Below are 25686 nucleotides of genomic sequence, written 5' to 3'. Positions count from 1 at the left end.
GTTGGGGGCATGGACAACTCAAGAGACCCCAGCACCGCGGACGTCGTCGTCATCGGCGGTGGCACCGGCGGATACAGCACCGCCCTGCGCGCCGCCGCCCTCGGCCTCGACGTCGTTCTCGTGGAGCGCGACAAGGTCGGCGGGACCTGTCTGCACCGCGGCTGCATCCCCAGCAAGGCGATGCTGCACGCCGCCGAACTCGTCGACGGCATCGCCGAGGCGCGCGAACGGTGGGGTGTGAAGGCGAGCCTGGACGCCGTGGACTGGTCGGCGCTGGTCGCGACGCGCGACGACATCGTGACGCGCAACCACCGGGGCGTGGAGGCGCATCTCGCGCACGCCGGCGTGCGGGTCGTGCGGGGCAGCGCGCGCCTGACGGGAAAGCGCACGGTGCGCGTCGAGGGCGTGCGTGAAAATTCCACGCCCGGCGTGAGCAGTCAGCACGCGCCAGGCGCGCACAATCCGGCGACCGGCGCTCCCACCGAACCCGCGCCCCGCGCGCACGACCTCGCCGCGCGCCGCGGCATCGTCCTGGCGACGGGCTCGCGCCCGCGCACCCTCCCGGGGCTCGAGCCGGACGGCCGGCGCGTGGTGACGAGCGACGACGCGCTCTTCGCGCCCGGGCTCCCGGCGTCCGTGCTGGTGCTCGGTGGCGGTGCGATCGGCGTCGAGTACGCCTCGTTCCACCGCTCCATGGGCGCGGAGGTCACGCTCGTGGAGGCCGCGGACCGCATCGTGCCGCTGGAGGACGCCGACGTGAGCCGTCACCTGACACGCGGTCTGAAGAAGCGCGGCATCGACGTTCAGGCGGGTGCCCGGCTGCTGGACGCCGAGCTGCTGGGCAACGGCGTACGCGCACGCGTGCGCACGGCCCGCGGCGAGACCCGCACGGTCGAGGTGGAGCGGCTGCTGGTGGCGGTGGGGCGGGCTCCGGTCACCGAGGGCCTGCACCTGGCCGCTGCGGGACTGGGGACGGAGACGCGCGGCTTCGTCGCACCCGCCGACTGGGCGCGGCTGGAGACCGCGGTGTCCGGCGTCCACGTCGTGGGCGACCTGCTGCCGCCGCCGTCCCTGGGCCTGGCGCACGCGTCGTTCGCGGAGGGGCTGCTGGTGGCGGAGACGCTGGCCGGCGTGGAGTCCGTCCCGGTCGACTACGCGTCCGTCCCCAGGGTTGACGTACTCGTCCCCGCAGACCGCGGCCGTGGGGCTGAGCGAGGGGGAGGCACGCGCGCGTGGGCACGAGGTCGCCGTCAACACCATGCCGCTGACGGCGGTGGCGAAGGGCATGGTGCACGGGCAGGGCGGCATGGTGAAGGTGTCGCGGAGGCCGGCGGCGGTCAGGTGCTCGGTGTGCATCTGGTGGGACCGCACGTCTCCGAGATGATCGCGGAGAGCCAGCTGATCGTCGGCTGGGACGCGTACGCCTCGGACGTCGCCCGGCACGTCCACCCGCATCCCACGCTGTCCGAGGCGGTCGGGGAGGCGTTCCTGACACTGGCCGGACGCGGACTGCACCAGCAGTGAGCCGGGTCCCACGGCGACGCCCCGTCACGTCGGCGGTGAATGCATCCGAGCGCCCCCTGGAGCCGACCCGGGGGCCGGCTTGACAGTTCCCGGCGGCCGTGGGGTACTGCGGATTGCGAGGCCGGGCGGATGTGACGGGGGTGAGTCTCCTGCCGGTGCTGCGCTACCCCACCATGATCCAACTCATCTCCTCCGCAAGGGCGTTGGCCGCTCATCGACCCACCCTGTGCGCGCTGAGGCAAGTGGGTGTCTCCCGCGCGGGCAGGCCCCTGTATCTGCTGTCCGTGGGCCGTGCCCGGCGGGCCGTACTGGTCGTCGCCGGCGCCCACGCCAACGAGCCCACGGGCGGTCCCACCCTGCTCGCCCTGGCCGAACGTGTGTTGCGGGAGCGGGAGTTGCGCACCGACACCTCGTGGCACTTCCTGCTGTGCGCGGACCCGGACGGGGCGAGCCTGCACGTCACCCCGGCGCCGCGCAGCCTGTTCGACTACCACCTCGGCTTCTTCCGGCCGGCGGCCGAGGAGCAGCCGGAGTGGGCGCCGTCGGTGCTGCCGCCGGACCGGTTGCCGCCCGAGACGCGGACGCTGACCCGGGTCATCGACGAGCTGCGCCCGTATCTGCAGGTGACGTTGCACGGGACGGACCTGGGCGGCACCTGGGTGCAGCTGACCAGGGACGTGCCGGGGCTCGCCGAGCCGTTCGCCAAGTCCGCGGCGGAGCTGCACATCCCGGTGGAGACGGGCGCCTCGGACGCGGTGGGCTGGGCGGCGTCCGGGCCCGGCGTGCATGTGATGCCCTCGCCCGGAGCGGGCGCCGCGTATCCGAGCATGCCGGACGACGCACGGCGGAGCACCTGGTACCGCACCCACCGCTACGGCGGTCTGACCGCGGTGGTGGAGGTGCCGATGTGGGCGAGCGACCTGGTGGACGATCCGGCGCCGCATCCCGCGCCCGCCGAGGCGATACGACGGCTGGCGAGCCGGCTGCTGCGGGACGCCCTGGAGGTGGAACGGGTCCTCGCCGACGCGCTGCCGCGCCTGGAGGGTGTCGACGGGCCGCTGCTGCGGGCGGCGAGATGGGCACTGGACCTGGTCCCGGGGCTGGCCGAGGACTGGATGCGCACGCCGCCCGCCGACGACACGATGGCGTACGTCGGCAGCGTGGACGCGTTCGGGCGGCGGCTGCCGCTGAGGGCGGCGGCGATGCTGCTGCGGGTCCTGCAGGAGAGTGACGACCGTGCGGCGCCGCGCATGGAGCGGCTCGTGGCGACGTGGAGCGATGCCTTCGCGGAAAGTTTCCGCGCCCGCTGGGTCCCGCTGGAGCACCAGATCGAGCACCAGGCCCGCACGGTCGTGGCCGCGGCGCTGCACGCGCGCGACCGCACAGCCTGAGCCCCGGGCCGCGAGACCGCGGGTCACGCGCGCGTGCCGTCAGCCCTCGGCGGTCGCCCCTCAGTCACCGAACGCGAACACCGAGCCCGTGCGCGCCGACATCGCGCAGCCGTTGGGGAAGGTCTGCGCGTACTCGATCTGCCGGCCGTCCCACGTCCCGCGCGCGTGGACGCTGACCGGCGCGTAGACCATCGGGCAGAAGACGTTCTTGGGCGGGAGTGCCGCGATGTCGCCGTCCGCCGCGGACAGTTCCGCGCACGCCTCGGCGGCGAGCGTGTGCCCCTGGGGCGGGTCGCACATGAGGAGGGTGCCCCGCGTGTCGCTGGAGCGTGCGTCGCCCTTGGTGACCGTGAGGTAGAGGTAGTCGCCGGAGAGCGGGTAGGGCGGCGCGGCCGCCGCCTGCGCCGGGGCCGCGCCGGCCAGGAGGAGGACGGCCGTCAGCAGACCGCCCCGTACCGCTTTCGCTGTGGTGCTGATCGTCATTCCAGATGCATCGGCACGGCGGCCTGGGAACCCCACCCCGACTCACCCGAACGGGAGCACGCGGGCGCCTGTTGGACGGCGAGTTCGAACGCGGCGAGCACCACCCGGGACTGGTACTCCACCTGGCGCGTGACCGGTATCCAGCGCGCGCCGCAGCCGTCGCGGTAGTCGACGCACCACTCGTCGATCAGGCGGTCCAGCTCCGGGAGTACGTCCGCCGGATCGCGTCCGGCGCTCGTGACGAGCTGGTGCAGCAGACCGGCCGTTCGCAGGGCGAGCCGCCGTCCGGCGATGCGCAGCGCGGCCAGGTGGGCGGTGCTCATCGGCGGAAGCGGGCGCGCCCCGTCGGCGACGTCGGGGTCCCACGTGTCGGCGAGGCCGGGGCAGACCAGTAAATAGTCGTCCACCGGCGCGAGCAGACGGGCCGCGTCCGGCACGTCCGCGAGGTGCGGCCGGACCACCGCCAGGAGCCGCTCCAGGAACCGTGTGTCGTGGCGCAGCGTGTGGCTGACGGTGCGCAGCACGCCGGTCGCGTCGGCGGGCGGGGAGCCGTCCTCGACGGCGGCCACTCCCCACATGGGGGCCTCGACGATGGCGGTCACCGTGCCGTACCGGTAGGGGTGGTACCAGGTCGACTCGACGGCGGCCTCGGTGATGGCGGCTGCCAGGTCGCCGATGCGGGGCGGCGGGATGCGGTAGACGGCGGGCCCCAGGCAGGGCCAGTACAAGGTGTCGTAGGGGCCGAGTTCGCGCGGGACGCGCAGGCGGGCGGCGGTGCCGGCGACGCGCTGGGCGAGGCCGGGCAGGTCGTGGGTGAGCTCGACGAACCCGCCGCCGACGTCGACGCCGTGCAGCGAGCACTGCAGGAAGGGCCGCAGCTCGTCCTGGAGGTGGAGCAGGGTGCGGGTCTCCGGCAGCGCGGCGCCCGCGGCGCCGTCGGGCAGCCATTCGGGCTGTTCGTGGAAGCCGGGCCGGAAGAAGTTCCGGAAGTAGCGGCCGAGGGTGTACGGGCCCCGTAGCCAGCCCTCGTTGCGGCGCAGGCCGTCGGGGTCGAGGGAGAGCAGCAGGTTCCAGGTGGCGTCGGCGCCCTCGGTGTAGCGGGGGTCGGCGAGCGCGCGTTCGGCCAGGCGCAGGACCGTGGCGCCGCCGACGGGTTCGTTCGCGTGCGGGCCGGCGACGATCAGGGCCTGGCGGCTGCCGTGACCGATGGAAAGCAGCCACATGGGAGTGCCCGCGCGCGAGGTGCCCACGCGGCGCAGCCGTGCGTCGCGCGGGTGGCGGGCGACGAGTGCGGCCGCCCGGGCGCCGAGTTCGTCGACGGTCGGGTAGCGCTGGAGGGGCGGCAGGGCACACCTCCACAATGCGGTGCCGTCGGTTCACCTGACGTACATGGCGTACGCACAGTCAGTCACGAGTTGCGGGGTACGTCAACACCGCGGAGAGGAACCGGGTTTGAGCCATCACACCAGGTCAACCCGGTGTCATGCTCAGGCCAAAGCTAAGGTCCGGCTCAGTCGCCCGTCAGTCGACTGCGAGCCGGAAGGACATCCGTCCGAAGCCGACCTGGTCGCCCTCGCGGACGACGGCGGCGCCGATGACCCGCCGGCCGTTGACCGTCGTGCCGTTGGTGGAGCCCAGATCCCGCAGCACCCACATGCCGCCCTGCCGGCTGAGCTCGGCGTGCACCCGTGAGACCGTCTCGTGCGTCAGCCGCAGTCCGTTGGCCGGATCCCGACCTATCCGCAGCGGGTGGCCGCCCGCCGGGTGCGGCAGCAGCAGCTTGGGCAGGCGCTCGGCCTGCCAGGCCCTGCGCAGCCGCACGGTGAAGCCGGAGACGGCCTCGACGGTGCCGAACACCAGGCGGGAGACGCGGCTCTCCTGGGGCAGGTCGGCGGTGAGGACGGCGAGCTCGTCCGAACCGCGGGCCGCGAGGGCCAGCTCCATGCGGCGGATGAACGTGTCGTGCGACAGCCGTCCCATGGCGACGCCGTCGCGGAGCACCTTCAGCGCCTTGTCGCGCTCCGCGTCCGAAAGCCGCGCGGGGTACGTGTTGAACTCGAAGGACGACGTCACGTTGGTGATTGTCGGTCAGTGAACCCCGGGTGTCCAGGAAACGAGAATACGGCCGCCACGCGTGCGTGCGGGGCGAGACCCGCCGTAAAAGAGGTCATTGGAAAGCGGATTGATCTCGTTTGAAGCACCATGGACGGGCTACATCACGGTGAGCAGACGAAGGGGAACCGTCCGTGCAGTTCGAGGTGTGGGCACCACAGGCCGGCCGCGTGACGCTCCAGTGCGAGGACGTCACGCGCGCGTTGGAACCCGATCCTGAACGGGAGGGCTGGTGGCGCGGCGAGGCGGAGGCGCGGGACGGCTCGCGGTACGGGTTCGCGCTGGACGACGGTCCCGTGCTGCCCGACCCACGCTCGCGCAGGCAGCCGGACGGCCCGGACGGGCTGAGCGCGGTCGTCGACCACGGCCGGTACGACTGGCGCGCCGAGTGGACCGGGCGTTCGCTGCCGGGTGCGGTGCTCTATGAGCTGCACGTGGGCACGTACACCCGTGAGGGCACCCTGGACGCGGCCGCCGAGCGGCTCGAGCACCTTGTCGAACTCGGTGTCACACACGTCGAGTTGATGCCCCTGTGTCCCTTCCCGGGACGGCACGGCTGGGGCTACGAGGGCGTGTCGCTGTGGGCCGTACACGAGCCGTACGGCGGCCCGGAGGGGCTGAAACGGTTCGTCGACCGGGCGCACGAGCTGGGTCTCGGGGTGGTCCTGGACGTCGTACACAACCACCTGGGGCCGTCGGGCAACTACCTGCCGGCGTTCGGGCCGTACTTCACGGACACGCACCAGACCCCGTGGGGCTCCGCGGTGAACCTGGACGCGCCGGGTTCGGACGAGGTCAGGGACTACCTTCTGCAGAGCGCGCTCGCGTGGCTGCGGGACTACCGGATCGACGGGCTGCGGCTCGACGCCGTGCACGCCCTGAAGGACACCCGCGCGTGCCACTTCCTGGAGGAGCTGTCGACGGCGGTGGACACCCTCTCCGCGGACTTGGGGCGGCCGCTGTTCCTCGTCGCCGAGTCCGACCTGAACGACCCGCGGCTCATCACGCCCCGCGAGGAGGGCGGATACGGCCTGCAGGCGCAGTGGAACGACGACTTCCACCACTGCCTGCACACCGCGCTGACCGGTGAGTCCCAGGGCTACTACGCCGACTTCGCGCGCGCTCCCCTGGCCGCGATCGCCAGGACGCTGACCCGCGGCTACTTCCACGACGGCACGTACTCCAGCTTCCGCGGCCGTCACCACGGGCGTCCCCTGGACAGCACGCGCGTGGCCGCGCACCGGCTGCTGGGCTACAGCCAGACCCACGACCAGGTCGGCAACCGCGCCCAGGGCGACCGGCTGTCCGCGACGCTCTCCCCCGGCCTGCTGGCCTGCGCGGCCACGCTCACCCTCACCGCGCCCTTCACGCCGATGCTGTTCATGGGCGAGGAGTGGGCCGCGGGCACGCCCTGGCAGTTCTTCACCGACCACACCGATCCCGAGCTCGCGGAGGCCGTACGGCGGGGCAGGCGGCGGGAGTTCGCGGCGCACGGCTGGGCCGAGGAGGACGTGCCCGACCCGCAGGACCCGGCGACGCGGGACCGGTCCTGCCTCGACTGGAGCGAGCCGGAGCGCGACCCGCACGCGCGCGTGCTCGCCTGGTACCGCCGCCTCATCACCCTCAGGCACGAACAGGCCGACCTCACCGACCCCGACCTCGGCGACACCAAGGTGGCCTACGACGAGCGGGAACGCTGGCTGGCCTTCCGGCGCGGGGACGTACGCGTCGCCGTGAACCTCGCCAAGGCCCCGGCCGCGATCCCGCTCGGACCGCGCCACGCGCGCGTACTGGCCGCATGGGAACCGGTTCAGCCGCCGGGCGCCGACGGCGTACTGCACGTACCTGGCGAGTCCGCGGTGGTACTGCTGCAGGGGTGAGCGCGGGGGCGGGCGGTGCAGGGCACCCGGCAGGCGCTACGCCCCCGTGTCCTCGCCTCTGAGTTCCGTCACCCGTTCCAGGAGGATGGCCTCCCAGGCATGACGGAGCTGGAGTTGCAGGAGCGGCAGTGCGGCCTTGTCGCCGGCGTCGAGCTGACGGGCCAGGTGGATCACCGTGTCGCAGCGGGCCAGCCACAGGCCTCGCAGGCAGGGGCGGGCGCCGTAGCCGGCGAGGGTGGCGGCGCGGACCGCGGCCGGGGAGCCGACGGCGACGGCGAGACCGGCGATGTCCTCCGCGGGGTCGCCGATCGCCGCGGCGGTCCAGTCGAGGACGCCGCGGACCCGGCCGTCGGCGCTGACGACCAGGTGCTCGCCGCGCAGGCCGTGGTGGACGAGGACCGCGGTGCCGGGCTGCGCGGCGAGCTGGACGGCGGCCGGCGGGGTGAGCTGGTGGAGGCGTGCGGGGTCGAACTCGTCGGCCGCTGCCAGCCGCACGGCGGCCTTCTCCGCGGCCCTGCGCAGCACCTCCAGGGAGCGCGGGGCGGCACGCGGGACGCCGAGCGCCTCGGCCTGCCGGGCGGGCACCTCGCGCAGCCCGGTGAGCAGTCCCGCCAGGTCGGCCTCGCCGACGGCCGACACGTCGTGCCGCTCGGCGGTGCCACCGGGCACCTTGGTGTCGAGCGTGTACGTCAGCCCGGGCGCCCACTCGCCGTGCGCGACGCTGGTCGGCACGGCGAGCGGGAGGTGCGGGCGCACGAGGTCCCGCAGGCGCAGTTCGCGGCGTTGGCGCAGCGCGGCGTCGCGGTCGGGGGCGAGGCGCAGGACGTGGCGGGTGCCGACCCACCAGGTGGAGTGCCCACCGCCCTCGGCGACCGGCCGCACCTCTGGCCCGGCGGCGCCCGTGCCGTCCTTGAGCAGGGAACTGACCAGTCGGCGGACGGTGTCCGCGGTGGGTGTCGGTGCCTGGGTCATGGTCGCGCCGTTGTCACTCGGGGGTGTACGGGGGCTCATGGATCGCTCAGTCCACTATGACCATCTCGCGGTCGGTGTCGTTGAGGCGGCGGCCGCCGTCCGAGGTGACCGTCACGATGTCCTCGATGCGCACGCCGAAGCGGCCGGGCAGGTAGACGCCGGGTTCCACCGAGAAGCACATGCCGGGCACGAGGGGCTGCAGTTCGCCCTCGATCATGTACGGCGGCTCGTGCGTGGTGACGCCGATGCCGTGCCCGGTCCGGTGGATGAAGTACTCGCCGTACCCGGCGGCCTCGATGACCGTGCGGGCGGCCCGGTCGACGTCCTGGCAGGCGGCCCCGGGCCGGACCGCCCGGAAGCCGGCCTCCTGGGCCTCGCGCACGAGGTCGTGCACCCGGCGTTCCTCGTCGGTGGGTTCGCCGACGTGCACGGTGCGGGAGGTGTCGGAGCCGTACCCGTCCTTCAGGCCGCCGAAGTCGAGGACGACCATGTCGCCGCGGTCGATGACGCGGTCGCCGACCTCGTGGTGCGGATTGGCGCCGTTGGGTCCCGAGGCGACGATGGTGAAGTCGACCTGGGAGTGGCCGAACCGCCGCAGCAGGTCGGCGAGATCGGCGCCGACCTCGGACTCCCTGCGGCCGGTGAAGGGAACCTTCCGGATCTCCTCGAACGTCGCGTCGGCAGCCGCGCCCGCGGCTGCCATCAGTTCCAGTTCCGCCTCGTCCTTGACGGCCCGCAGCATCGGCAGAGCCTGGGTGAGCGAGGCGTACGTGGTGCCGGGCAGCGCCCGCTGCAGGCCGAGCAGGTGCATCGCCCAGGCGTTGTCGCTGATGCCGAAGCGCCCGTCGACGTCGAGGAGGGCGGCGGTGGCGGCGTAGGGGTCCTTGCCGTCGGTCCAGTCCCGCAGGCTCAGGGCCGGGGCGCCGGCCGCCTTCGCCGCGTCCGGGGCCTCCAGGGTGGGGACGACCAGGACGGGGGCGCGTCCGGGGGCGAGGACCAGGAGGGTGAGCCGTTCGGTGGCCGCGGGGGGCGCGTAGCCGGTCAGCCACACCAGGTCCGGTCCCGGGGCCACGAGGAGCCCGGCGAGCCCGGCGTCGGCCGCCGCCCGCGCCGCACGGTCCATGCGGGCCCGGTAGTCGTCGGCGGTGAAGGGCGCGGGCGTGCTGCCGGTCATCCGGGCCTCCCTGGTCGGGTGAAGGGACCACAAGGGACTACGGGCAGCATCCTGCCCGTACACCGGGGGCGGCGCGACCGGTCTGCGGATCTTTCGACCGCCTCGTCGCTCACCGCCTCAGCCCTCCAGGGCGAGCCGGACACCGAGGAGCAGCAGCACGCCTCCGGAGACCTGCTCCAGGCGCCTGCGCGCCCCGGCACGGGACAGCACGGCGCGCAGGCGGCCCACGAACCATACGTACAGGCCGTAGTAACCGACCTCGTAGACCGCCCAGAGCGCGGCGAGGCCGATCATGGCGGGCAGGTGCGGGGCGCCCGTGGGCACGAACTGCGGCAGGAAGGACATGGCGAAGACGGCGGCCTTGGGGTTGGCGAGGTTGAGCAGCAGTCCGCCGCGGTAGGCGGCCCAGCCGGTCCTGACGCGACTTTCGCCAAGGTCCTCGGCCTCCTCGCCGTCCCCGGTACGCCGGGCCCGCCGCAGCGCCTGGACGCCGAAGACGACCAGGACGAGCGCGCCGGCGAAGCGCATCACGCCGTAGGCCACCTCGGAGGCCGCGAGCAGCGCGGTCAGCCCGAAGGCGGCGACGACGCCCCAGGTGAAGACCCCGGTCTCGTTGCCCAGAACGGTCAGGAAGCCCGAGCGACGGCTGCGCAGCGACTGTCTGACGATCAGTACCGTGCTGGGCCCGGGCGAGGCGGCGATGAGCGTGCACGCGCCGAGGAAGGCGAGGAGGGTGCTCAGCATGAGGGCCATCGTGGCCCGGGCCGGGTTCCGGGACCAGCGCTTTTCCCGCGCCTAACGTCAAGAGCCTCGCCAACCATTAGTCATTAATGCTTAGATGCGCGTAAGCCATTAGTCAGCTCTCGGGAGGCACACGCCCGTGCTCGTACTCGCACACATCAGCGATCTGCATCTCGACGGAAGCCGGCGGGCGACGGAGCGCGCCGAGCGGGTGCGGGACCGGCCGTGGGGGTTGCCGGGCCGGGTGGACGCACTGCTGGTGACCGGCGACATCGCCGACCACGGGACGGAGGCGGAGTACGAGGAGGCGGCCCGCATCCTGGGGCTGCGCGACGGCGGGGCGCCGTTCCCGGTGCTGACCTGCCCCGGCAACCACGACGTCCGGGGGCCGTACCGCAAGGCCCTGCTGGGGCGTCCGGCGGCGGACGGGCCGGCCAACAGCGCGCACGTCTTCGACGAGGGAGCGGTGCTGATGTGCGACTCCAGCATCCCGGGGCGGGACGAGGGGGCCCTGGACGAGGAGACGTACGACTGGATCGAGGCGACCCTCCAGGAACTCGACGGGAGCCTGCCCGTGCTGCTCGCCTTCCACCACCCGCCGGCCGTCCTGCACCACTCCCTGCCCGACGCCGGCCGGCTGGCCGGACCGGGCCGGCTGGCGGCACTGCTGGAGCGGCGGCCGGAGATCGCGGGGCTGATCACCGGTCACGCGCACACCGGCGCCGCGAGTGTCTTCGCCGGGCGGCCGCTGGTCGTCGGCCCCGCGGTGACGTGGACGCTGCGCCTGCCGTGGGAGGGCGAGGGCGCTGCCGACCGGGACGCCCCGGTCGGACTCGCCTTTCACGTGCTGGGCGACACCGGGCGCCTGACCACGCACTTCCGGGTGGTCATGTGACGACGCCGGGCACGGCGATCAACTGCTGGTAGCCGCCGCTTCGGTGACGGATCATCAGGGCCACCCGGGTGCCGGGGCGGGCGTGGGCGACCGCGCGGGCGAGGTCGGCCGCCGAGTCGATGCGGGTCCGGTCGAGGGCGAGGAGGACGTCACCGCGGACCAGGCCGGCCGCGTAGCCGGGACCGGGGACATGAACGCCGACGACCAGGGCGCCGGCCTTGTCCGCGTCGACGGCCTCCAGACCGAGGGTCGCCGCCGGGGGCGCGGGGGACGCGGTCCCCGGTGCGGGCCGCGACGAGGGCACGGGATGGGCCGCGCCCGCCGGGTCGCCCGGGATGTGCGCCTGACGTTGCAGGTCGGCCAGCCTGCCCATGCCGATCGCCGTGACACCGACGGCGCCGAGGCCGACTCCGGACAACACCAGGAGGGTGCCGGTGAACAGCGCCAACAGCGCGGTCCTGAGCCGCCGGCCCCTCCGTCGCACGGCGTGCGGCCGACGCACGCGCGCCTCGGGCGCGGCACCGCCGCCGGGGTCCTGGCCGGGCATCGGCTTGGGACGCAACGCAGTCTGTTCCATGTCTCGCCTCCGGCAGGAGCCCTACCCTGCGCGCCGGCGCACGACGAGCCACGAACGAGTGAGACTGCCCGCCGCCCAAGGGTGAAGGACCGGCCCGGGGCGCGTGCGTCAGCCCGTGTGACCTTCTCCGTGGCCGCCGTGTGCCCCGCCGTGGTCGAACCTCATCGCCTCCTCGGGCATCACGACGAAGGGCCGCATCATGCCCATGTCCTCGTGTTCGAGGAGGTGGCAGTGGTACATGAACCGGCCGTACGCGCCGTCGAACCTCCCCATGACGCGCAGGATCTGACCGCCCGGCACCCGGAAGACGTCCTTGTGGCCGAGTTCGTTGGGCGCCAGGGGGAGCGGTTTCGCCGGGTCGAAGGCGATCGGTGTGCGCGTGCCGCCCACCGCCGGGTCGAAGCCCGAGACGTCGTAGGCGTCACGGCCCATCAGCTGGAAGTCGGCCAGGTGGATGTGCATCGGGTGGACGATCGGCGCGAGGTTCAGGAAGCTCCACTGTTCGTAGGAGCCCTCGGCGATGGTGAAGCCGAGGCCGTCGTTGAACGTCCGGGAGATGCGCCGGTACGTCTTCGTCGAGCCGTCGGCGCCGGTGAGCTGGATGACGCCGTCCGAGGGGATCCGGAGGTCGCCGGGGTCGTCGGCCTCGGCCATCTCCCAGATCTCCGGGTGCCCGCCGGAGCCCTTGGTGCCGGGCACGGTCAGCACGATCAGACGGTGGCCGTGCGGAATGTCGTGGGTGAGGCGGCGGAAGGAACCGGAGAGCACCTCGGGCAGTTCGAAGGTGTCCTCGCAGCCGTCCTCGCCCACGCGGAACTCCATCACCGCCGGGTAGCGCACGTCACCCGCCGGGTCGGGCACGCCGGGCGGCTGGTTGCGTCCCTTGTTGACCAGCCGCAGCCTCCTGCCGGCCAGACCGCGGAAGTCGACCAGCAGGTCGAAGCGCTCGGCCGGCGCCACGGTCAGGGTCGGCAGCGCGCCGTCGAAGTCGACCGGTACCGGCCGGGGCAGCAGTCCGCCGTCGCTGCCGATCTGATGGACGACGCCCGGCACCGGGTTGCCGTCCTCGTCGACCAGGGCGAGCTCGTAGATGCGCGCGTTCGACGCGTTGACGAGCCGGAAGCGGTACCAGGCGGCGTCCACGTCGGCGTACGGCCAGATGCGGCCGTTGACCGTCGTGTACGGGCCGGTGAACGGGATGGAGACCGGCTTGCCGGTCTCCGGGTTCCGCTGCTGGACGATCACCGTCTTGTGCAGCAGCCTGCCGTTGAGCCGTCCGTCCTCGTCGGTGTCGAGGTTGCGGTCGGCGAGCAGCAGCGGTATCTCGCGGTGGCCGGACGGGAGTTGCAGGGCGTCCTCCTCTTCGTCACGGACGAGGTAGGTGCCGTACAGGCCCGTGTGCACGTTCCACCGGGTGATGTTCATGGCGTGGTCGTGGTACCACCACTGCACCGCCTGGTGGTCGTTCGGGTACTCGGACAGCTGGGCGTCGCCGAATCCGACGGCGTTGTCCGCCCAGCCGTCGTTGCCGCCGCCCGTCTGCGCTCCGTGCAGGTGCGTCACCGTCCACGCGGGCAGGGCGGCGACGTCCTTGTTCGGCTCCGCTCCCTCGCGGCCCGGCTCGGTGCTGGGCGGCGGGGTGCCGGGCGTGCGGGCGGGCACCTCCACCGAGGTGACCGGGTACTCGCTGCCCCTGGGAATCCGGTTGGTCCAGGCGATGCGCACGCGCTGCCCGCGCCGGACCTCGATGGTCGGCCCCGGTACCTGCCCGTCGTAGCCCCACATCAGGGTCGGCGGAAGCTGCGGATGCAGGCGGACCCAGGTGGGGCGCACCGCGATCTCGGTCTCGCGCAGCACGTCACCAGTGCCGGGGCGCAGGACGGGCGGGACCGGCAACGGCGTGACGTACGGCGCCAGTTCGTCCGGAGCCGGTGCCGCTTCCCCCGTGCCGTCGCCGGCGATCCTCTCGATGATGTCGGTCAAGGTCGAACACCCCCGTGTGTTCTGTGGTCTTGTTCTCTCACCTCACTGGACTCGTGGCGCCTCGGCGAAGTTCCCCGGAATACCGTATTCCGCACAAAATGGCGAAAAACTCTCGGTACGTCAGTGAACGGGTACGGCGGCCGGCAGGTCCGGCAGGAAGCCGTGGGTGCGGCGGGCCAGATAGCCGGCCTTGTAACGGTCGACCTCGCGATGCCAGTTGAGGATGCCCGACAGCCAGTTCTGCAGGTCTTCCACATAGCCCCGCATGATCTCCCGGGCCTCGTCGCAGAGGTCGAAGTCGTCGTAGACGACGGGGAGTTCGTTCGCCGCGACGTGCTCGAACTGCTCCATGCGCCGGGTCATCAGATCGTCGACGACGCGCAGCGCGGTCGGGTAGTCGACGCCGAAGAAGTGCTGGACCACCAGGATCGCGTTGTGGATCTCGCCCTCGTACTCGATCTCCTTCTGGTACGAGAAGACGTCGTTGACCAGGCAGGCGTAGTCGACGGCGGCGTTCTCCAGGGAGCGGACCGGACCGCTGCGGTAGACCTCGGGCGGGACCGCGGGGCCGTGACCCATGCGGCACAGGCTCATGGTCAGGTCCGCGCCGAAGGTGGCACGGCGCATCTCCAGGTAGTCGACCGGGTCAGGGATGCGGTTCTGCAGCTGGTTGGACAGTTCCCACACCCAGCTCTCGGTCATCACGTCCACGGCGTCCTTCAGGATGCGCCGCTGGTCCGGGGTCATCAGCGCCGTCGTACGCGCCCACAGGTCGGTCAGGCCGCGCTCCATGGCGTTGACCGGGACGAGGGCCTGCGCGCCGTCCAGGGGCATGCACTCCGACAGGCGCCGCGTGGTGAGGCGGGCGGCGGCCAGGTCGCGCCGGTGGCCGAAGACGAGCGGGTAGTAGTCGTCCCCGTAGGTGCCCCAGGCGAGCCACGCGGCACTGAGATCGAGGGCTTCGGGTGCCGCGTCGGGGTCGAGGCCGGCGGAGCAGAGCGGGAGGTCGTAGGCGGCCAGCTTGTCCTCGTCCCAGACGCCCTCGTGCAGGATGCCCATGGTGTGCGTCCAGGCGGCGAGCCGGGTGCGGGCGCCGTCCAAGTGGGGACTCAGCTCCACCTGGAAGGGCATGTGGAAGTCGGGCAGCAGCGAGGGGCCGACCTTCTGGTACGGCACGTGCGTGTACGCGCGCAGCCGCTCGGCGCCTGCCGACGCGAGCAGGGCGCCGACGTCGGCCGCGGAGGTGCCGGGGCCGGTCGGACCGTGCCAGGGACTGGTGGCACGCGCGCGGGCGTTCATGTAGCGGCTGGAGCGCATGTGCCACTCGTGGCCGCCGGACTGCCAGTCCTGCAGGCCCTGCGTGTACTTGGCGACGGCCGCGACCTCGGCCGCGGTCAGGGCCCGGTCCAGGGCGAGCGCGGGCACCTCGGTGAGCGCGGTGTGCTCGAACTGGTGGAGGCGCGAGGTCAGCACGTCGTTGACGGTGTCGGCGGCTTCCTGGGTGGTGCAGCCGAAGAAGGTCTCCAGGACGAGGACGCCGTTGCTGTTCTCGCCCTCGTCCTCGACCTCTCGCTGGTAGGAGAACAGGTCGTTGCGCAGGTGGACGGCGTCGGAGAACGTCTCCATCAGCACCCTGAGCGGCCTGGATCCGGCGACGGACGCGGGCACTTCGGCCGTCGCGTACTCCACCAGCCCCGCCGACCATGGCGCGCCGCCGACCTTGCGGCGCATCTCGATGTACTCGACGGGGTTGGCGATCCGTCCCTCGTTGATGTTGGACAGTTCCCACAGGGACTCGTTGAGCAGGTGCTCGGTGGCCACGGCGAAGCGGCGGCGCCAGTCGGCGGACATCGACGGCACCGTGCGCGCCCACAGGTCGGCGAGCCCGGCCTCGACCGGGTTCCGCGGCTCGGGCACGGCGGTCGCGAGGTCGAGCGGCATGAAGAGCGGGAGCCGGTCCAGGTAGGCCTTGCCGCCGGCCCGGTCCTGGGTGCGCTTGAAGGTCTCCAGGAAGTGGTCGTCGAAGAAGAAGACCCACACGTACCAGTCGGTGATCAGCGACAGCGCCGGGCCGCCGCAGTCGGGGTGGGTGTAGGCGCAGAGCAGTCCGTAGTCGTGCGCGTCGAGGTCCGACTGCTCCCAGATCCCGGAGCCCTCCAGCATGCCCATCTCGCGCGCCCACTCGGTCGAGTGGGCGCGCGCCTCGTCGACGTGCGGGTTCAGCCGCGCGGGATACGGCATGTAGAAGTGCGGGAGTTCGAAGGGCTGCTGCGTCATGGCCGGGCCCTACCCGTGGCCCCGCGGCGGCATCCGCGGAGCGGGACATGATCACACCATCGCGTGAACGGGGGCCGATCCGGGAGCGTCCGCGGCGTCTTGGGGCGTTCACGCTTCGGACGGTCCGGCCGGCGTCTTCTCAGGCGCCCCGTACGGCCCGCCCCACCCGCGACCTGAGCGCGACGAACTCCGGCAGGCCGCGGGTGCCGATCTGGTCGCGCCTGCCGGGCAGTTCGACGGGGAGGTCGAGGACGACGCGGGCGCCGGGGCCGGGGGAGAGGACGACGACGCGGTCGCCGACGTAGACGCTCTCGTCGATGTCGTGGGTGACGAGGAGGATGGTGGTGTTCTCGGTGCGGTGCACTTCCAGGAGGAGGTCTTCGAGGTCCTCGCGGGTCTGGGCGTCCAGCGAGCCGAAGGGTTCGTCCATGAGCAGCAGCGAGGGGCGGCAGACCAGGGCGCGGGCGATGGCGACGCGCTGCTGCATGCCGCCGGACAGCTGCCAGGGGTGCCGGCGGCCCGCGCCGTCGAGGCCGACGCGTTCCAGGATGCGCTCGGCCTCGGCCCGCCGCTCGGCACGCGCCAGGCCGCGGCGGCGCAGTGGCAGGGCGACGTTGTCGCGGACGGTGAGCCAGGGGAAGAGGGAGCGGCCGTAGTCCTGGAAGACGACGGCGAGGTGGTCGGGTACGCCGGTGACGGGCGTGCCGTCGAGGGTGACCGTGCCCTCGTGGGCGGGCCGCAGCCCCGCGACGGTGCGCAGGAGTGTGGACTTGCCGCATCCCGACGGGCCGACGACGCACAGGAGTTGGCCGTCGGGGACGGTGAGGGTGACGTCGCGCAGGACGGGGTGGTCGCCGTAGCGCTGGCCGAGGGCGTCGAGGCGGAGGGTCATGCCGTCGTCCTTCCCTGTCCGAGCAGCCGTCGTTCGACCGCGAGCAAAGCGGTGTTGAGGAGGTGGCCGAGGACGCCGAGCAGGAGCAGGGCCGCCCAGACGGTGAGCAGGTCGGAGCGGGACTGAGCGTCGGTGAGGGTGTAGCCGATGCCGTCGGCGGTGCCGGGCAGGAGTTCGGAGAAGACCATGAGGATCAGCGAGAGGGAGAGGCTGAGGCGGAGGCCGGCGAAGATGCGGGGCAGGGCCGACGGGAGGAGCAGGAAACCGAGCCGTTCGACGGGGTTGAGGCGGAGGACGGCGGCGACGTCCAGCCGGAGCGGGTCGGTGTTGCGCACCCCTTCCGCCGTGTTGATCAGCACCGGCCATACGGCACTGAAGGCGATCGCCGTGATCTGCATGGGGGTGCCGAAGTCAAGGACCACGACGAAGACGGGCACCAGGGCCGGCGGTGGCACGGCGCGGGCGAACTGCAGCACCGGGTTGCACAGCGCGTACGCCCACCGGGACCGCCCGACCGCCACGCCGAGGCCGATCCCGCAGGCGGCGGCGATCCCGAATCCGGCCGCCATCCGCCCCAGGCTCGGCAGGACGTTCCCCACGGCCGCGTCGGTGAGGAAGAGGTGCCGCGCGGGCCCGGAGAACCACAGGTCGTGGGCGCGACGCGCGATACGGCTCGGGGGCGGGAAGTAGACGCTGCCGTGGGCTCGCGCGACCGACTGCCAGACGGCCAGGGTGAGCAGGAGGACCAGGAGGCGCAGCAGGAGGGCGCGGCGGGACGTGGGGGACGTACGCCCCCTCTCCCCGTTCATGCCCCCACCCGCCGGGCGGTCGTCGCCTGCCGGTCCGGTGTCCAGGGGAACAGACGGTGTTCCCCCCACACCAGCGCGCCGTTGACGGCGAGCCCCAGGGTGCCGGCCCAGACCACGCCGGCGAGGACGTCGCGGGTTCCGTCGGTGGCCAGTCCGGCCTGGGCGATGAAGATGCCGAGGCCCTCGCCGAAGCCGGAGAGGAGTTCGGTGGCGACGGCGAGGATGAGGGCGAAGGCCGCGGAGATCCGGACGCCGGCGGCGATGAAGGGTGCCGTGCCGGGCAGTTCGACGCGCAGCAGGACCGAGAGCCGGCCGAAGCCGAAGGCGCGCAGGGTGTCCTTGGCGAGCGGGTCTGTCTCACCGAGGCCGTAGACCGTGTTGAACAGGACCGGCCAGAGGGAGGCATACGCGATCAGGGCGACCTCGGTCCCGGTGCCGGCGCCCAGCAGCAGGGACACCAGGGGGATGAGTGCGACGGACGGCAGCGGCCGCAGGAACTCGACGATCACGCGTACGGCGGAGTCGACGACCGGCAGGCTGCCGAGCAGCAGCCCGAGCGGTACGGCGATCGCGACGGCGAGCCCGAGTCCGAGCGCCCACGCACGCAGGGTGGCGCCGACGCCGTTCAGGAAGGCCCGGTCGGCCGCCAACTGCACCGCACGGGTGAGGACTTCGGAGGCGGGCGGGAGGTAGCTCCGCCGCACGAGGCCGACGCGCCCGACGACCTCGCAGATCCCGAAGGCGATCAGCACTCCGGCCGGACCCAGCCACGGCTCCCGACGTCGTCCCGTCCGCCCGTTCACCCCGCGTCACTTCACCAACAGCGTCGCCGGGTCGATGTCCTTCTGCAACAGCCCCTGTTTCTTCATCAGTTGGGCGAGCCGGCGCAACTGGGCCGCGTCCGCGGTCGCGGGGTAGGACGGCAGGTGGATGGTCCTGGCCTGCTCCGCGGTCACCTTGGTGTACTCGGGCAGCTCGGCCCGTACCGCCGACGGGTCGGTGGAGGCGATCTTCGAGGCGGCCTCGATGGCCCGCCGGAACGAGGCCGCGGCCTTGGCGTGACCGGTCGCGAACTTCCCCGTGGTGACGTAGCCACTGATGGGCAGCGACCGTACCGGCGCCGTCGCCCCGTCCAGCAGCACCCTCGCCTTCAACTGCCCCTGTATCGCGCTGTCGAAGGGTTCCACGGCATGGACGGCGTCGACCTGGTTCCGCTCCAGCGCCGGCCCCATCTGCGGGAACGCGATCTGCCGGTACACGGGCCGGCCGACGCCCTGCCGGTCGAGGATCGCGTCGAGGGTGAGGGACTGGATGTTGTTGAGGATGTTGACGGCGACCTTCTTGCCGGCGAGGTCGGCGACGCTCTTGATGCCGGAGTCCCGGGGCACGAGGACGTCCATCATGTGCGGCGCCGTACGAACGCCTTCGGCGAGGATGCGCAGGTCCAGGGTGCCCTTCTCGTGGGCCTGCAGGAACGTCACGTAGTTCGCGCTCGCGATCACGTCGACCTGTCCCTTGGACAGGGCCGGCAGCGCCTGGATGCTCTGCTGGACGGGCTGGATCCGGACACTCAGCCCCTCCTTCTCGAACAGCCCGCGGTCCCGGGCGAGGTAGAGCGCGGCCGAGTCGGTCAACGGCAGTGCGGCGACCGTGATGTGGGTCAGTCCGTCGCCGTCGGCGGAGCCGGAGCCGCCACCCTCCCCGCAGCCCGCGAGGAGCAGGACCAGAGCGGCCAGAGCGGCCGCCGGCCTCCGGGTTCCCGTGGCCCCGGACCGACGCCCTGGGCGCACTCGGCTTCCCACCCGCAATCGATGTAACGCCATGCGGGCATGCCTATCAGGGTTCTGTCATGATCACCACAGATCGATCGCTGGAACCGGTGCTCTTCGAAGAGCATGGAAGTGTTCCCGCCGCGATCCGCTCGTCGCACCCCAGGGGGCCCTCGGCTTCCGGTGCCTTGCCGGGCACCGGCCGCCACGTCACCGTGGTCCCATGAGCGCACGTGAGGCCCCGCCCGTTCCGGACGTCTTCGATCCCCGGCAGTACGCCGTCGAGGTGCCGTACGACGCCTATCGCGTCCTGCGCGATCATCACCCCGTGGCCTGGCAGGCGGAGTCGGAGGTGCTGGGCTGGCCGGCCGGGCCCGGATTCTGGGCGGTGACCCGGCACGCGGACGTGGTGCGGGTGCTGAAGGACTCGGCGACGTACTCCTCGTACGTGGGGGCGACGCAGATCCGCGACCCCGATCCCGACGACCTGCCCTTCATCCGGCGCATGATGCTCAACCAGGACCCGCCGGGGCACGGCAGACTCAGACGCCTGGTGAGCCGCGCCTTCACGCCCGGCCGGGTCGACCGCTTCACGGCCGTCGCCCGGGAACGGGCCCGCACCCTGCTCGCCGAGGCACTGCGGGCGGCCCGCGCGGCCGACGGCACGGTCGATCTGGTCACCGCCGTGACCGACGAATACGCCCTCCTCAACCTCGCCGACCTGCTCGGCGTCCCGGCCGTCGACCGCGGACTGCTGCTGCACTGGACTAAGCGGATCATCGGCTACCAGGACCCGGACGAAGCGGGCCCGCCCCTGCTGGACGCGGCGGGCAGGCCGGTGAACCCGCGCTCCCCCGCGGCCCTGCGGGACATGTTCGACTACGCGCAGCGGCTGGCCGCGGACAAGCGCCGCCACCCGGCCGACGACGTGCTGACCACCCTCGCCCACGATCCCGAACTGGCCGACGCGGAGCTGGAGATGTTCTTCTTCCTGCTCACCGTCGCGGGCAACGACACGGTCCGCAGCGCGGCACCCGGCGGACTGCTGGCACTGGCCGAACACCCGTCGGGATACGAGGGACTTCATGCCGGAAGGTTCGAACTCTCCTCCGCTGTGGAGGAGTTGCTTCGGTGGCATCCACCCGTGCTCACCTTCCGCCGCACCGCCGCCCAGGACACCGAGCTGGCCGGCCGGCGCATCCGCGCCGGGGACAAGGTGGTCGTCTTCCACGCCTCCGCCAACCGCGACGAACGGGTCTTCGCCTCCCCCGACCTCCTCGACCTCGCCCGCACACCGAACCCGCACGTCTCCTTCGGCGACGGCCCGCACGTCTGCCTCGGCGCGCACTTCGCCCGACTGCAACTGCGGGTGCTGTACGAGGAGATCCTGCGGGAGGTGCCGGTCCTGCGGACGGCGGGACCGGCCCGGCGGCTGACCTCCAACTTCATCAACGGGATCAAGTCGCTTCCGGTGTCGGTGGCTTGACGACGCCTACGCGCGCACCTGCACCAGGGCGTGCGTTCCGCTGGTCCGCCACCGCTGTCCCTCCGCCGCCACCAACGCGGCCTCAGTGTCGGCGTCGAGGCCGGTGATCACATCCGACTTCAGGGTGCGCAGGGCGGCCACCGGGCCCGGGAAATGGGCGGTGACCTCGGCGAACGGGGTCGTCGGAGGCCACCGGCGATCGCCCACCAGACGGCGGTAGTTGAGGTCGCCCTTGACCACGGTCAGCGTGGCACCGGCGAGTTCCCGGCGCAGGTCGTCCGGCATGTCCTCGTACGGCAGCGGAGCGCAGGAGAAGGGGTGGGCGCGGACGGTGAGACGGCCGTCGGTCATCGCCGACCAGAGCGTACGGCCGTACGCGGCCGCCGCACCCGGCGCGTCGACCAGCCGCCGGACCGCGTCGAGGACGTCCGCCGGGGTGGCGTCGGAGACGTAGTAGGGATATGGCTTCACGTGCAGCACCGCCCGCTCCACGCGTCCGCCGTCGAGGAGGTGGGCGATCAGCACCAGGTCGGGGACCAGTTCGCGACCCGCGTTGTCGGCGATCAGGGACAGCGTGCCGGTACCGGAGGGCGGGAGCAGGGACCACAGGGTGTCGCTGTCGTCGGCCACCAGTCCGGGGACGGCCGCCGCCGTGCCGGCACTGGCGTCGGAGAGCCGGAAGCCGAGGTCGGCGCGGTTGCCCCAGAGGGAGCCGTGGAGCAGGGCCGGGCCCGTGTCCCGCGCGGACAGGCCGTCCAGGGCGGCGAGTTCCTCGTCCGTCTCCGGGGCGTGGAGTTCGGCGAGCTTGAAGGGGCGGAACGGATCGATGCCCTGCCAGGGGCCTGGCTCGAAGTAGCCAACGGCATCGAGGAGTTGACGGTAGAAATAGCTCTCCGACCACAGCCACGGCACGTCGTACCAGGAACGGCCCGCATACTCGGCGAGGCCCCAGGACTCCCAGCGGTCCCGGTCGCTCGCGGCCGCCGGGAGCGGTTCGATCGCGCCCTTGGTGCAGCTGTCGAGGAGCGCGTCGAGGGCGCGATGCGTCGCGGGGTCGTACGGGAAGGCTTCGCGCACCTGCCGGATGATCGCGGGGTGGCGCTCGGCGAGGACGCTGCGCGGGAAGGAACCCGGCTCGTTGCCGAGGATCACGGGCGCGGACGGGGCGTGGGGCATGCGGCTCACCGTATCGCGCGGCTCGGACGGCCCCGGGCTGCCGCTCCAGACGCACGGCGGGGGTCAGACGCGCAGCGCGGCCCGGACGCTTCTCGGCTCCCGCTCCAGGCGAGTGGCACGGCTCGGACGCTACTCGGCTCCCGCTCCACAGAACTGGCGCAGCTCAGACGGTCCTCGGCTCCCGCTCCGGACGCGCGGCGCGGCCCGGACGCTTCTCGGCTCCCACTCCGGACGAGTGGCACGACCCGGACGCTACTCGTCTGCCGTTCCGAACGAGTGGCGCGGCCCGGACGCTTCTCGGCTCCCACTCCGGACGAGTGGCGCGGCCCGGACGGTTCTCGGCTCCCGCTCCACATAACTGGGGCGGCTCAGACGGTTCTCGGCTCCCGCTCCAGGCGCGCGGCCAGGCTCAGGTAGCGGGCGCGGCGGGTGACCGGAACCAGGCCGCGGATCATGACCTGCCACATCTCGGCGACCCGGCGGGGCTGGCGGGCGACGGGTTCGAGGGTACGGCCCACGACACGGGTGCCGACGAACCAGCTGACCAGCGCATGCGCGGTGGCCTCGATATCGATGTCCGGGTGGATGTCGGACTCCTTGACGGCACCGTGGAGTTTGCGGGAGGCCAGATCGCGCCATTCGGTGAAGGGATGGGCGAGCGGCGGGCGCACCTCGACCGGACCGGTCGCGAGACGGAGTCCGGCCCGCTGTATCGGACCCTCGACGGACATGCGGGAGATGCCGAACGTGATGCGCATCAGCGTCTCCAGGGAGGAGTAGCCCCGGCTCTCCACCTCGTTCGCCACCTCGCGCGAGGCTTTGGACTGGAGCTCCATGATGGCGTGGGCCAGGTCCTCCTTCGCCGCGAAGTGGAAGTACAGCGCGCCCTTGGTGACTTGGGCGTGCTCGACGATGTCGCTCAGGCTGGTCGATTCGTAACCGCGACGGTCGAACAGTTCTGCTGCGGCTGTGATGATCGTCGCGCGGGTCTGCTCGGCGCGTAACTGCCTCGCCATCGACTGAACTCTCCTGGGACCGGAACCGAACACTCCTGGGAAAGACTTGAACCCTCCCGGGACTGGAAAGAACGGGGCGTGCCGTTTGTTTCTTACTCCGCGTACACGATATCTCACCGTGCGACGGCACGGACGGTGCCCTTTCAGGACCGTCGACTCACCTTAGCTGCCGTGGAGTTGGCCCACCGCGCCGCTCGGGCGGCTCCCGACGACACGTGTAACCCTGCGCTTCCGCAAACCGGTGGGCCGCCAGGGTCTGTTGAGGCATTCCCTGCGGGGACCCCGCGAAAACGGATGAGGACTCGAAGGCGCACACCGGGGCGGGCGGCCGGCAGAGTACAGGGCGACCGGTTGGTTTTCAGAGGATCGAAGAGTGCCCACCCCACGGACGTCACCGGGTGAACGCACGGGGCCGGCTCGCCGTACTCCACGGGAGCAGCCCGTTCCCGCGCCGGCCGAGGAGACGATCCGGATGCCCCGGATGACCGCACACCGCACCGCCCTGGCGGCCGCCTTCGTGACCCCGTTCCTGCTGCCGCTGTGGGCGGCGGGCCCGGCGCAGGCGCACGGCGCGCCCACGGACCCGGTCAGCCGGGCCTACGCCTGCTCCCCGGACGGCGGGGCGAACGCGAAGTCGGCGGCCTGCCGAGCGGCCGTGGCCGCGAACGGCGCCCCCTTCACCTTCTGGGACAACCTGCGCGTGGCGGACGTGAACGGGCGGGACCGGCAGACCATTCCGGACGGAAAGCTGTGCAGCGGAGGCCTGTCCGACTACAAGGGCCTGGACCTTGCCCGCACTGACTGGCCGGCGACGCGGCTGAAGCCGGGCGCGACGCTCACCATGAAGTACGCCTCGACGATCCCGCACACCGGCACGTTCAAGCTCTATCTGACCGAGCAGGGCTACGACCCGACGAAGCCGCTGACCTGGTCGGAGCTGCCCGACCGGCCATTCGCCACGGTCAAGGACCCGGCGCTGACGGACGGTGCCTACCGCATCACCGCCAAGCTGCCGTCCGATCGGACGGGACGGCAGGTGCTCTACACGATCTGGCAGAACAGCAGCACGACGGACACCTATTACTCGTGCTCCGACGTGGTGTTCCCGGCGGCCGGGGGCGCCGGCACCCCGGCCGCCGGGCAGACGAGGGGCAGCACTCCGACTGCCGTGCGCACGAACAGCGGCTCACCGTCCCCGACGGCCGAAAAGCGCCGTACGCGGACCGTTCCCGCGCAGAACACGGAGGCGACGCCGGCGCCGTCGAGTCCCGACAGCACCCCCGTCGCCTCCACCGGGACCGCGGACTCAGGTCCGTCCGCGCCCCTGCTGGCGGGCGGCGCCGCCGCGGTGCTGGTGCTCACCGGCGGCGCCGCCCTGGCCCTGCGTCTGCGTCGACGCTGAATCTCGGCCCTGTGTGCGTCAGTTGACGTAGACCGGCGCGCCGTTGTCGGTCACCGGGGCGTACTTGGCGGTGAAGAAGCCGCTGCTGAAGCAGAGCGACGAGCCGGACACCTTGGTGAACTGCTGGTTGGTGAAGTTGATGCTGTTGTCGGCGTTGTCGGCCGTGCCGGTCAGGGCGGCGGCCTGGTAGACGCAGGTGATGCTGCCCAGCAGCGTCTTGAGCTTGACCGTGGTCTGGATGGTGGAGCCGCTCGCCGGGCTGACCGTGAGGGTGCCGTCGGAGGCGACGGTGGTGGTGTACGGCAGGTTGTCCACCGTGATGCTGCTGACGCCCGTCACGCCGAGGACGTTGCTGGTGCAGCTGCTGCTGTCGAAGGTCTGCCCGCTGACCGACTCGGTGGCCGTGCCGGGCGCCGAGGGGTTGTCCGTGACGGTGGCACTGAAGGTCGAGGACGTGCACGACACACCGCTCGTGCCGGTCGCGCTCGAGTACAGGGTGGCGCTGGTGCCACTGGCCAGCGGGGCGGTGAGGGTGTCTCCGACCGCGACGGCGGAGCCGCCCGCGGAGCCGGTGGTGAGAACCGCGGTGTCGGCCGCCGAGGCGGGGGCGACGGCGGGCAGGGAGAGCGCCGCGACGGTGCCGACGAGGGTCAGAAGGGTGCGAGTGCGCATGCGTCAGTGCCTCTTTCGAAGTGGGGGTTTTTCGAGGGTGGGTGGGACGTGGGGGGTCGCTGGAGACAGCGGGCGCGAGTCCGCGTCCGCCGTTGCCGGCCCGTGACGCCTTCTCCTTGCGTCACGGGCCGGCGACGGCGACCGGCCGGCGGTCGGCCGCAGACCCGTGGGGAGGGCCGTCGACCGGGCCGGCCGGGAAGTCGGCCCGGCGTGGACCAGGGGGGAAGTGCCCGTGCCGGGCCATGGAGGGTTTGTGTCGGGCGATGAAGAGCCCGCACTGGACAACAGGGGTCCGGGAGACGCGGACGATGCCGCGTGGCGGGATCCGGCGCCACGGATCCGGGGGAAGCCAGGGGCAGTTGTAGACCTGATACTCAGTCAACGTCAAGCATGCACAAGGGAGTTGACGATCGTTCTAATAGGCCGCACAAGAAGAGAGGGAGACCGGTCGAGTC

General features: G+C 72.3%; 21 protein-coding genes and 1 pseudogene. 6 read left to right on the top strand and 16 right to left on the bottom strand.

Annotation, left to right across the window (positions count from 1 at the left end; translation table 11 throughout):
- The first annotated feature begins 9 nt into the window (after positions 1-9).
- Both lpdA and FBY22_RS07610 read left to right on the top strand, forming a co-directional pair.
- Positions 10-1524: pseudogene (lpdA, locus tag FBY22_RS07615) on the top strand (dihydrolipoyl dehydrogenase).
- Between the two features lie 140 nt (positions 1525-1664).
- Positions 1665-2915 (top strand): M14 family zinc carboxypeptidase, encoded by a 1251-nt coding sequence (locus FBY22_RS07610; protein WP_142143480.1) that lies wholly within the window; start codon positions 1665-1667, stop codon positions 2913-2915.
- Between the two features lie 60 nt (positions 2916-2975).
- Here FBY22_RS07610 and FBY22_RS07605 read toward each other — a convergent pair whose 3' ends face one another.
- The 3 genes from FBY22_RS07605 to FBY22_RS07595 all read right to left on the bottom strand — a co-directional run bounded on the left by FBY22_RS07605 (position 2976) and on the right by FBY22_RS07595 (position 5471).
- A complete protein-coding gene (locus tag FBY22_RS07605) occupies positions 2976-3398 on the bottom strand; it encodes an SSI family serine proteinase inhibitor (RefSeq protein WP_142143478.1) in 423 nt (140 codons plus the stop codon).
- Positions 3395-4759: a M14 family zinc carboxypeptidase gene (locus FBY22_RS07600; RefSeq protein ID WP_142143476.1), complete on the bottom strand. Its 1365-nt coding sequence runs from the start codon at positions 4757-4759 to the stop codon at positions 3395-3397. Before FBY22_RS07600 ends, FBY22_RS07605 begins: the two co-directional genes overlap by 4 nt.
- A 160-nt stretch (positions 4760-4919) precedes the next feature.
- Positions 4920-5471 carry a DUF1707 and FHA domain-containing protein gene (locus tag FBY22_RS07595; RefSeq protein WP_142143474.1) on the bottom strand — a complete coding sequence of 184 codons (552 nt, stop codon included), beginning with the start codon at positions 5469-5471 and terminating at the stop codon, positions 4920-4922.
- Between the two features lie 173 nt (positions 5472-5644).
- Here FBY22_RS07595 and treZ point away from each other — a divergent pair, with 173 nt between their 5' ends.
- The gene (treZ, locus tag FBY22_RS07590) at positions 5645-7390 is read left to right on the top strand and encodes a malto-oligosyltrehalose trehalohydrolase (RefSeq protein WP_142143472.1); all 1746 of its coding nucleotides are present in this window, start codon (positions 5645-5647) and stop codon (positions 7388-7390) included.
- Between the two features lie 36 nt (positions 7391-7426).
- Here treZ and FBY22_RS07585 read toward each other — a convergent pair whose 3' ends face one another.
- The 3 genes from FBY22_RS07585 to FBY22_RS07575 form a co-directional block, all read right to left on the bottom strand.
- The gene (locus FBY22_RS07585) at positions 7427-8362 is read right to left on the bottom strand and encodes an aminoglycoside phosphotransferase family protein (protein WP_142143470.1); all 936 of its coding nucleotides are present in this window, start codon (positions 8360-8362) and stop codon (positions 7427-7429) included.
- A 46-nt stretch (positions 8363-8408) separates the two neighbouring features.
- Positions 8409-9536, bottom strand: coding sequence for an aminopeptidase P family protein (locus FBY22_RS07580; RefSeq protein ID WP_142143468.1), 1128 nt, complete (start codon positions 9534-9536; stop codon positions 8409-8411).
- A 117-nt stretch (positions 9537-9653) separates the two neighbouring features.
- Entirely contained in the window at positions 9654-10280 is a 627-nt protein-coding gene (locus FBY22_RS07575; protein ID WP_142143466.1) for a LysE family translocator, read from the bottom strand.
- A gap of 136 nt (positions 10281-10416) precedes the next feature.
- On the opposite strand from FBY22_RS07575, the gene FBY22_RS07570 reads away from it, so the two are divergent.
- Positions 10417-11172 (top strand): metallophosphoesterase, encoded by a 756-nt coding sequence (locus FBY22_RS07570; protein WP_142143464.1) that lies wholly within the window; start codon positions 10417-10419, stop codon positions 11170-11172.
- Here the strand turns inward: FBY22_RS07570 and FBY22_RS07565 are convergent.
- The 7 genes from FBY22_RS07565 to FBY22_RS07535 form a co-directional block, all read right to left on the bottom strand.
- Entirely contained in the window at positions 11165-11749 is a 585-nt protein-coding gene (locus FBY22_RS07565) for a PDZ domain-containing protein (protein WP_142143462.1), read from the bottom strand. The genes FBY22_RS07570 and FBY22_RS07565 overlap by 8 nt on opposite strands.
- Positions 11750-11857: 108 nt before the next feature.
- Positions 11858-13732: an O-aminophenol oxidase PhsA gene (phsA, locus tag FBY22_RS07560; RefSeq protein WP_142143461.1), complete on the bottom strand. Its 1875-nt coding sequence runs from the start codon at positions 13730-13732 to the stop codon at positions 11858-11860.
- Between the two features lie 120 nt (positions 13733-13852).
- Entirely contained in the window at positions 13853-16009 is a 2157-nt protein-coding gene (gene cyc2 / locus FBY22_RS07555; protein WP_142143459.1) for a germacradienol/geosmin synthase Cyc2, read from the bottom strand.
- 139 nt (positions 16010-16148) lie between these two features.
- Positions 16149-16901, bottom strand: a complete 753-nt coding sequence (locus tag FBY22_RS07550) for an ABC transporter ATP-binding protein (RefSeq protein ID WP_142143457.1) — start codon at positions 16899-16901, stop codon at positions 16149-16151.
- Entirely contained in the window at positions 16898-17710 is an 813-nt protein-coding gene (locus FBY22_RS07545) for an ABC transporter permease (protein WP_142143456.1), read from the bottom strand. Before FBY22_RS07545 ends, FBY22_RS07550 begins: the two co-directional genes overlap by 4 nt.
- Positions 17707-18513 (bottom strand): ABC transporter permease, encoded by an 807-nt coding sequence (locus tag FBY22_RS07540; RefSeq protein ID WP_142143454.1) that lies wholly within the window; start codon positions 18511-18513, stop codon positions 17707-17709. The genes FBY22_RS07545 and FBY22_RS07540 overlap by 4 nt, the downstream gene beginning before the upstream one ends.
- A 6-nt stretch (positions 18514-18519) precedes the next feature.
- Complete coding sequence (locus FBY22_RS07535) at positions 18520-19500, bottom strand: ABC transporter substrate-binding protein (protein ID WP_260844739.1); 981 nt, start codon at positions 19498-19500, stop codon at positions 18520-18522.
- A 202-nt stretch (positions 19501-19702) separates the two neighbouring features.
- Here FBY22_RS07535 and FBY22_RS07530 point away from each other — a divergent pair, with 202 nt between their 5' ends.
- Positions 19703-20965, top strand: a complete 1263-nt coding sequence (locus FBY22_RS07530) for a cytochrome P450 (RefSeq protein WP_142143450.1) — start codon at positions 19703-19705, stop codon at positions 20963-20965.
- A 6-nt stretch (positions 20966-20971) separates the two neighbouring features.
- On the opposite strand, the gene FBY22_RS07525 is transcribed toward FBY22_RS07530, so the two are convergent.
- Together FBY22_RS07525 and FBY22_RS07520 are read right to left on the bottom strand one after the other, a co-directional pair.
- On the bottom strand, positions 20972-22141 hold the full coding sequence (locus tag FBY22_RS07525; RefSeq protein WP_142143448.1) for a damage-control phosphatase ARMT1 family protein: 1170 nt from the start codon (positions 22139-22141) through the stop codon (positions 20972-20974).
- A gap of 368 nt (positions 22142-22509) precedes the next feature.
- Positions 22510-23157, bottom strand: a complete 648-nt coding sequence (locus FBY22_RS07520) for a ScbR family autoregulator-binding transcription factor (protein ID WP_142143446.1) — start codon at positions 23155-23157, stop codon at positions 22510-22512.
- 472 nt (positions 23158-23629) lie between these two features.
- Here FBY22_RS07520 and FBY22_RS07515 point away from each other — a divergent pair, with 472 nt between their 5' ends.
- Entirely contained in the window at positions 23630-24559 is a 930-nt protein-coding gene (locus FBY22_RS07515; protein ID WP_142143445.1) for a lytic polysaccharide monooxygenase, read from the top strand.
- 18 nt (positions 24560-24577) lie between these two features.
- Here the strand turns inward: FBY22_RS07515 and FBY22_RS07510 are convergent, their stop codons facing one another.
- Positions 24578-25231 carry a Tat pathway signal sequence domain protein gene (locus FBY22_RS07510; RefSeq protein WP_142143443.1) on the bottom strand — a complete coding sequence of 218 codons (654 nt, stop codon included), beginning with the start codon at positions 25229-25231 and terminating at the stop codon, positions 24578-24580.
- Positions 25232-25686 lie beyond the last annotated feature (455 nt).

It is taken from the genome of Streptomyces sp. SLBN-31 (assembly GCF_006715395.1).
GTDB lineage: Bacteria > Actinomycetota > Actinomycetes > Streptomycetales > Streptomycetaceae > Streptomyces.
The sequence above is the reverse complement of the archived record's forward strand: the minus strand, read 5'-3'. Positions and strand labels throughout refer to the sequence as shown.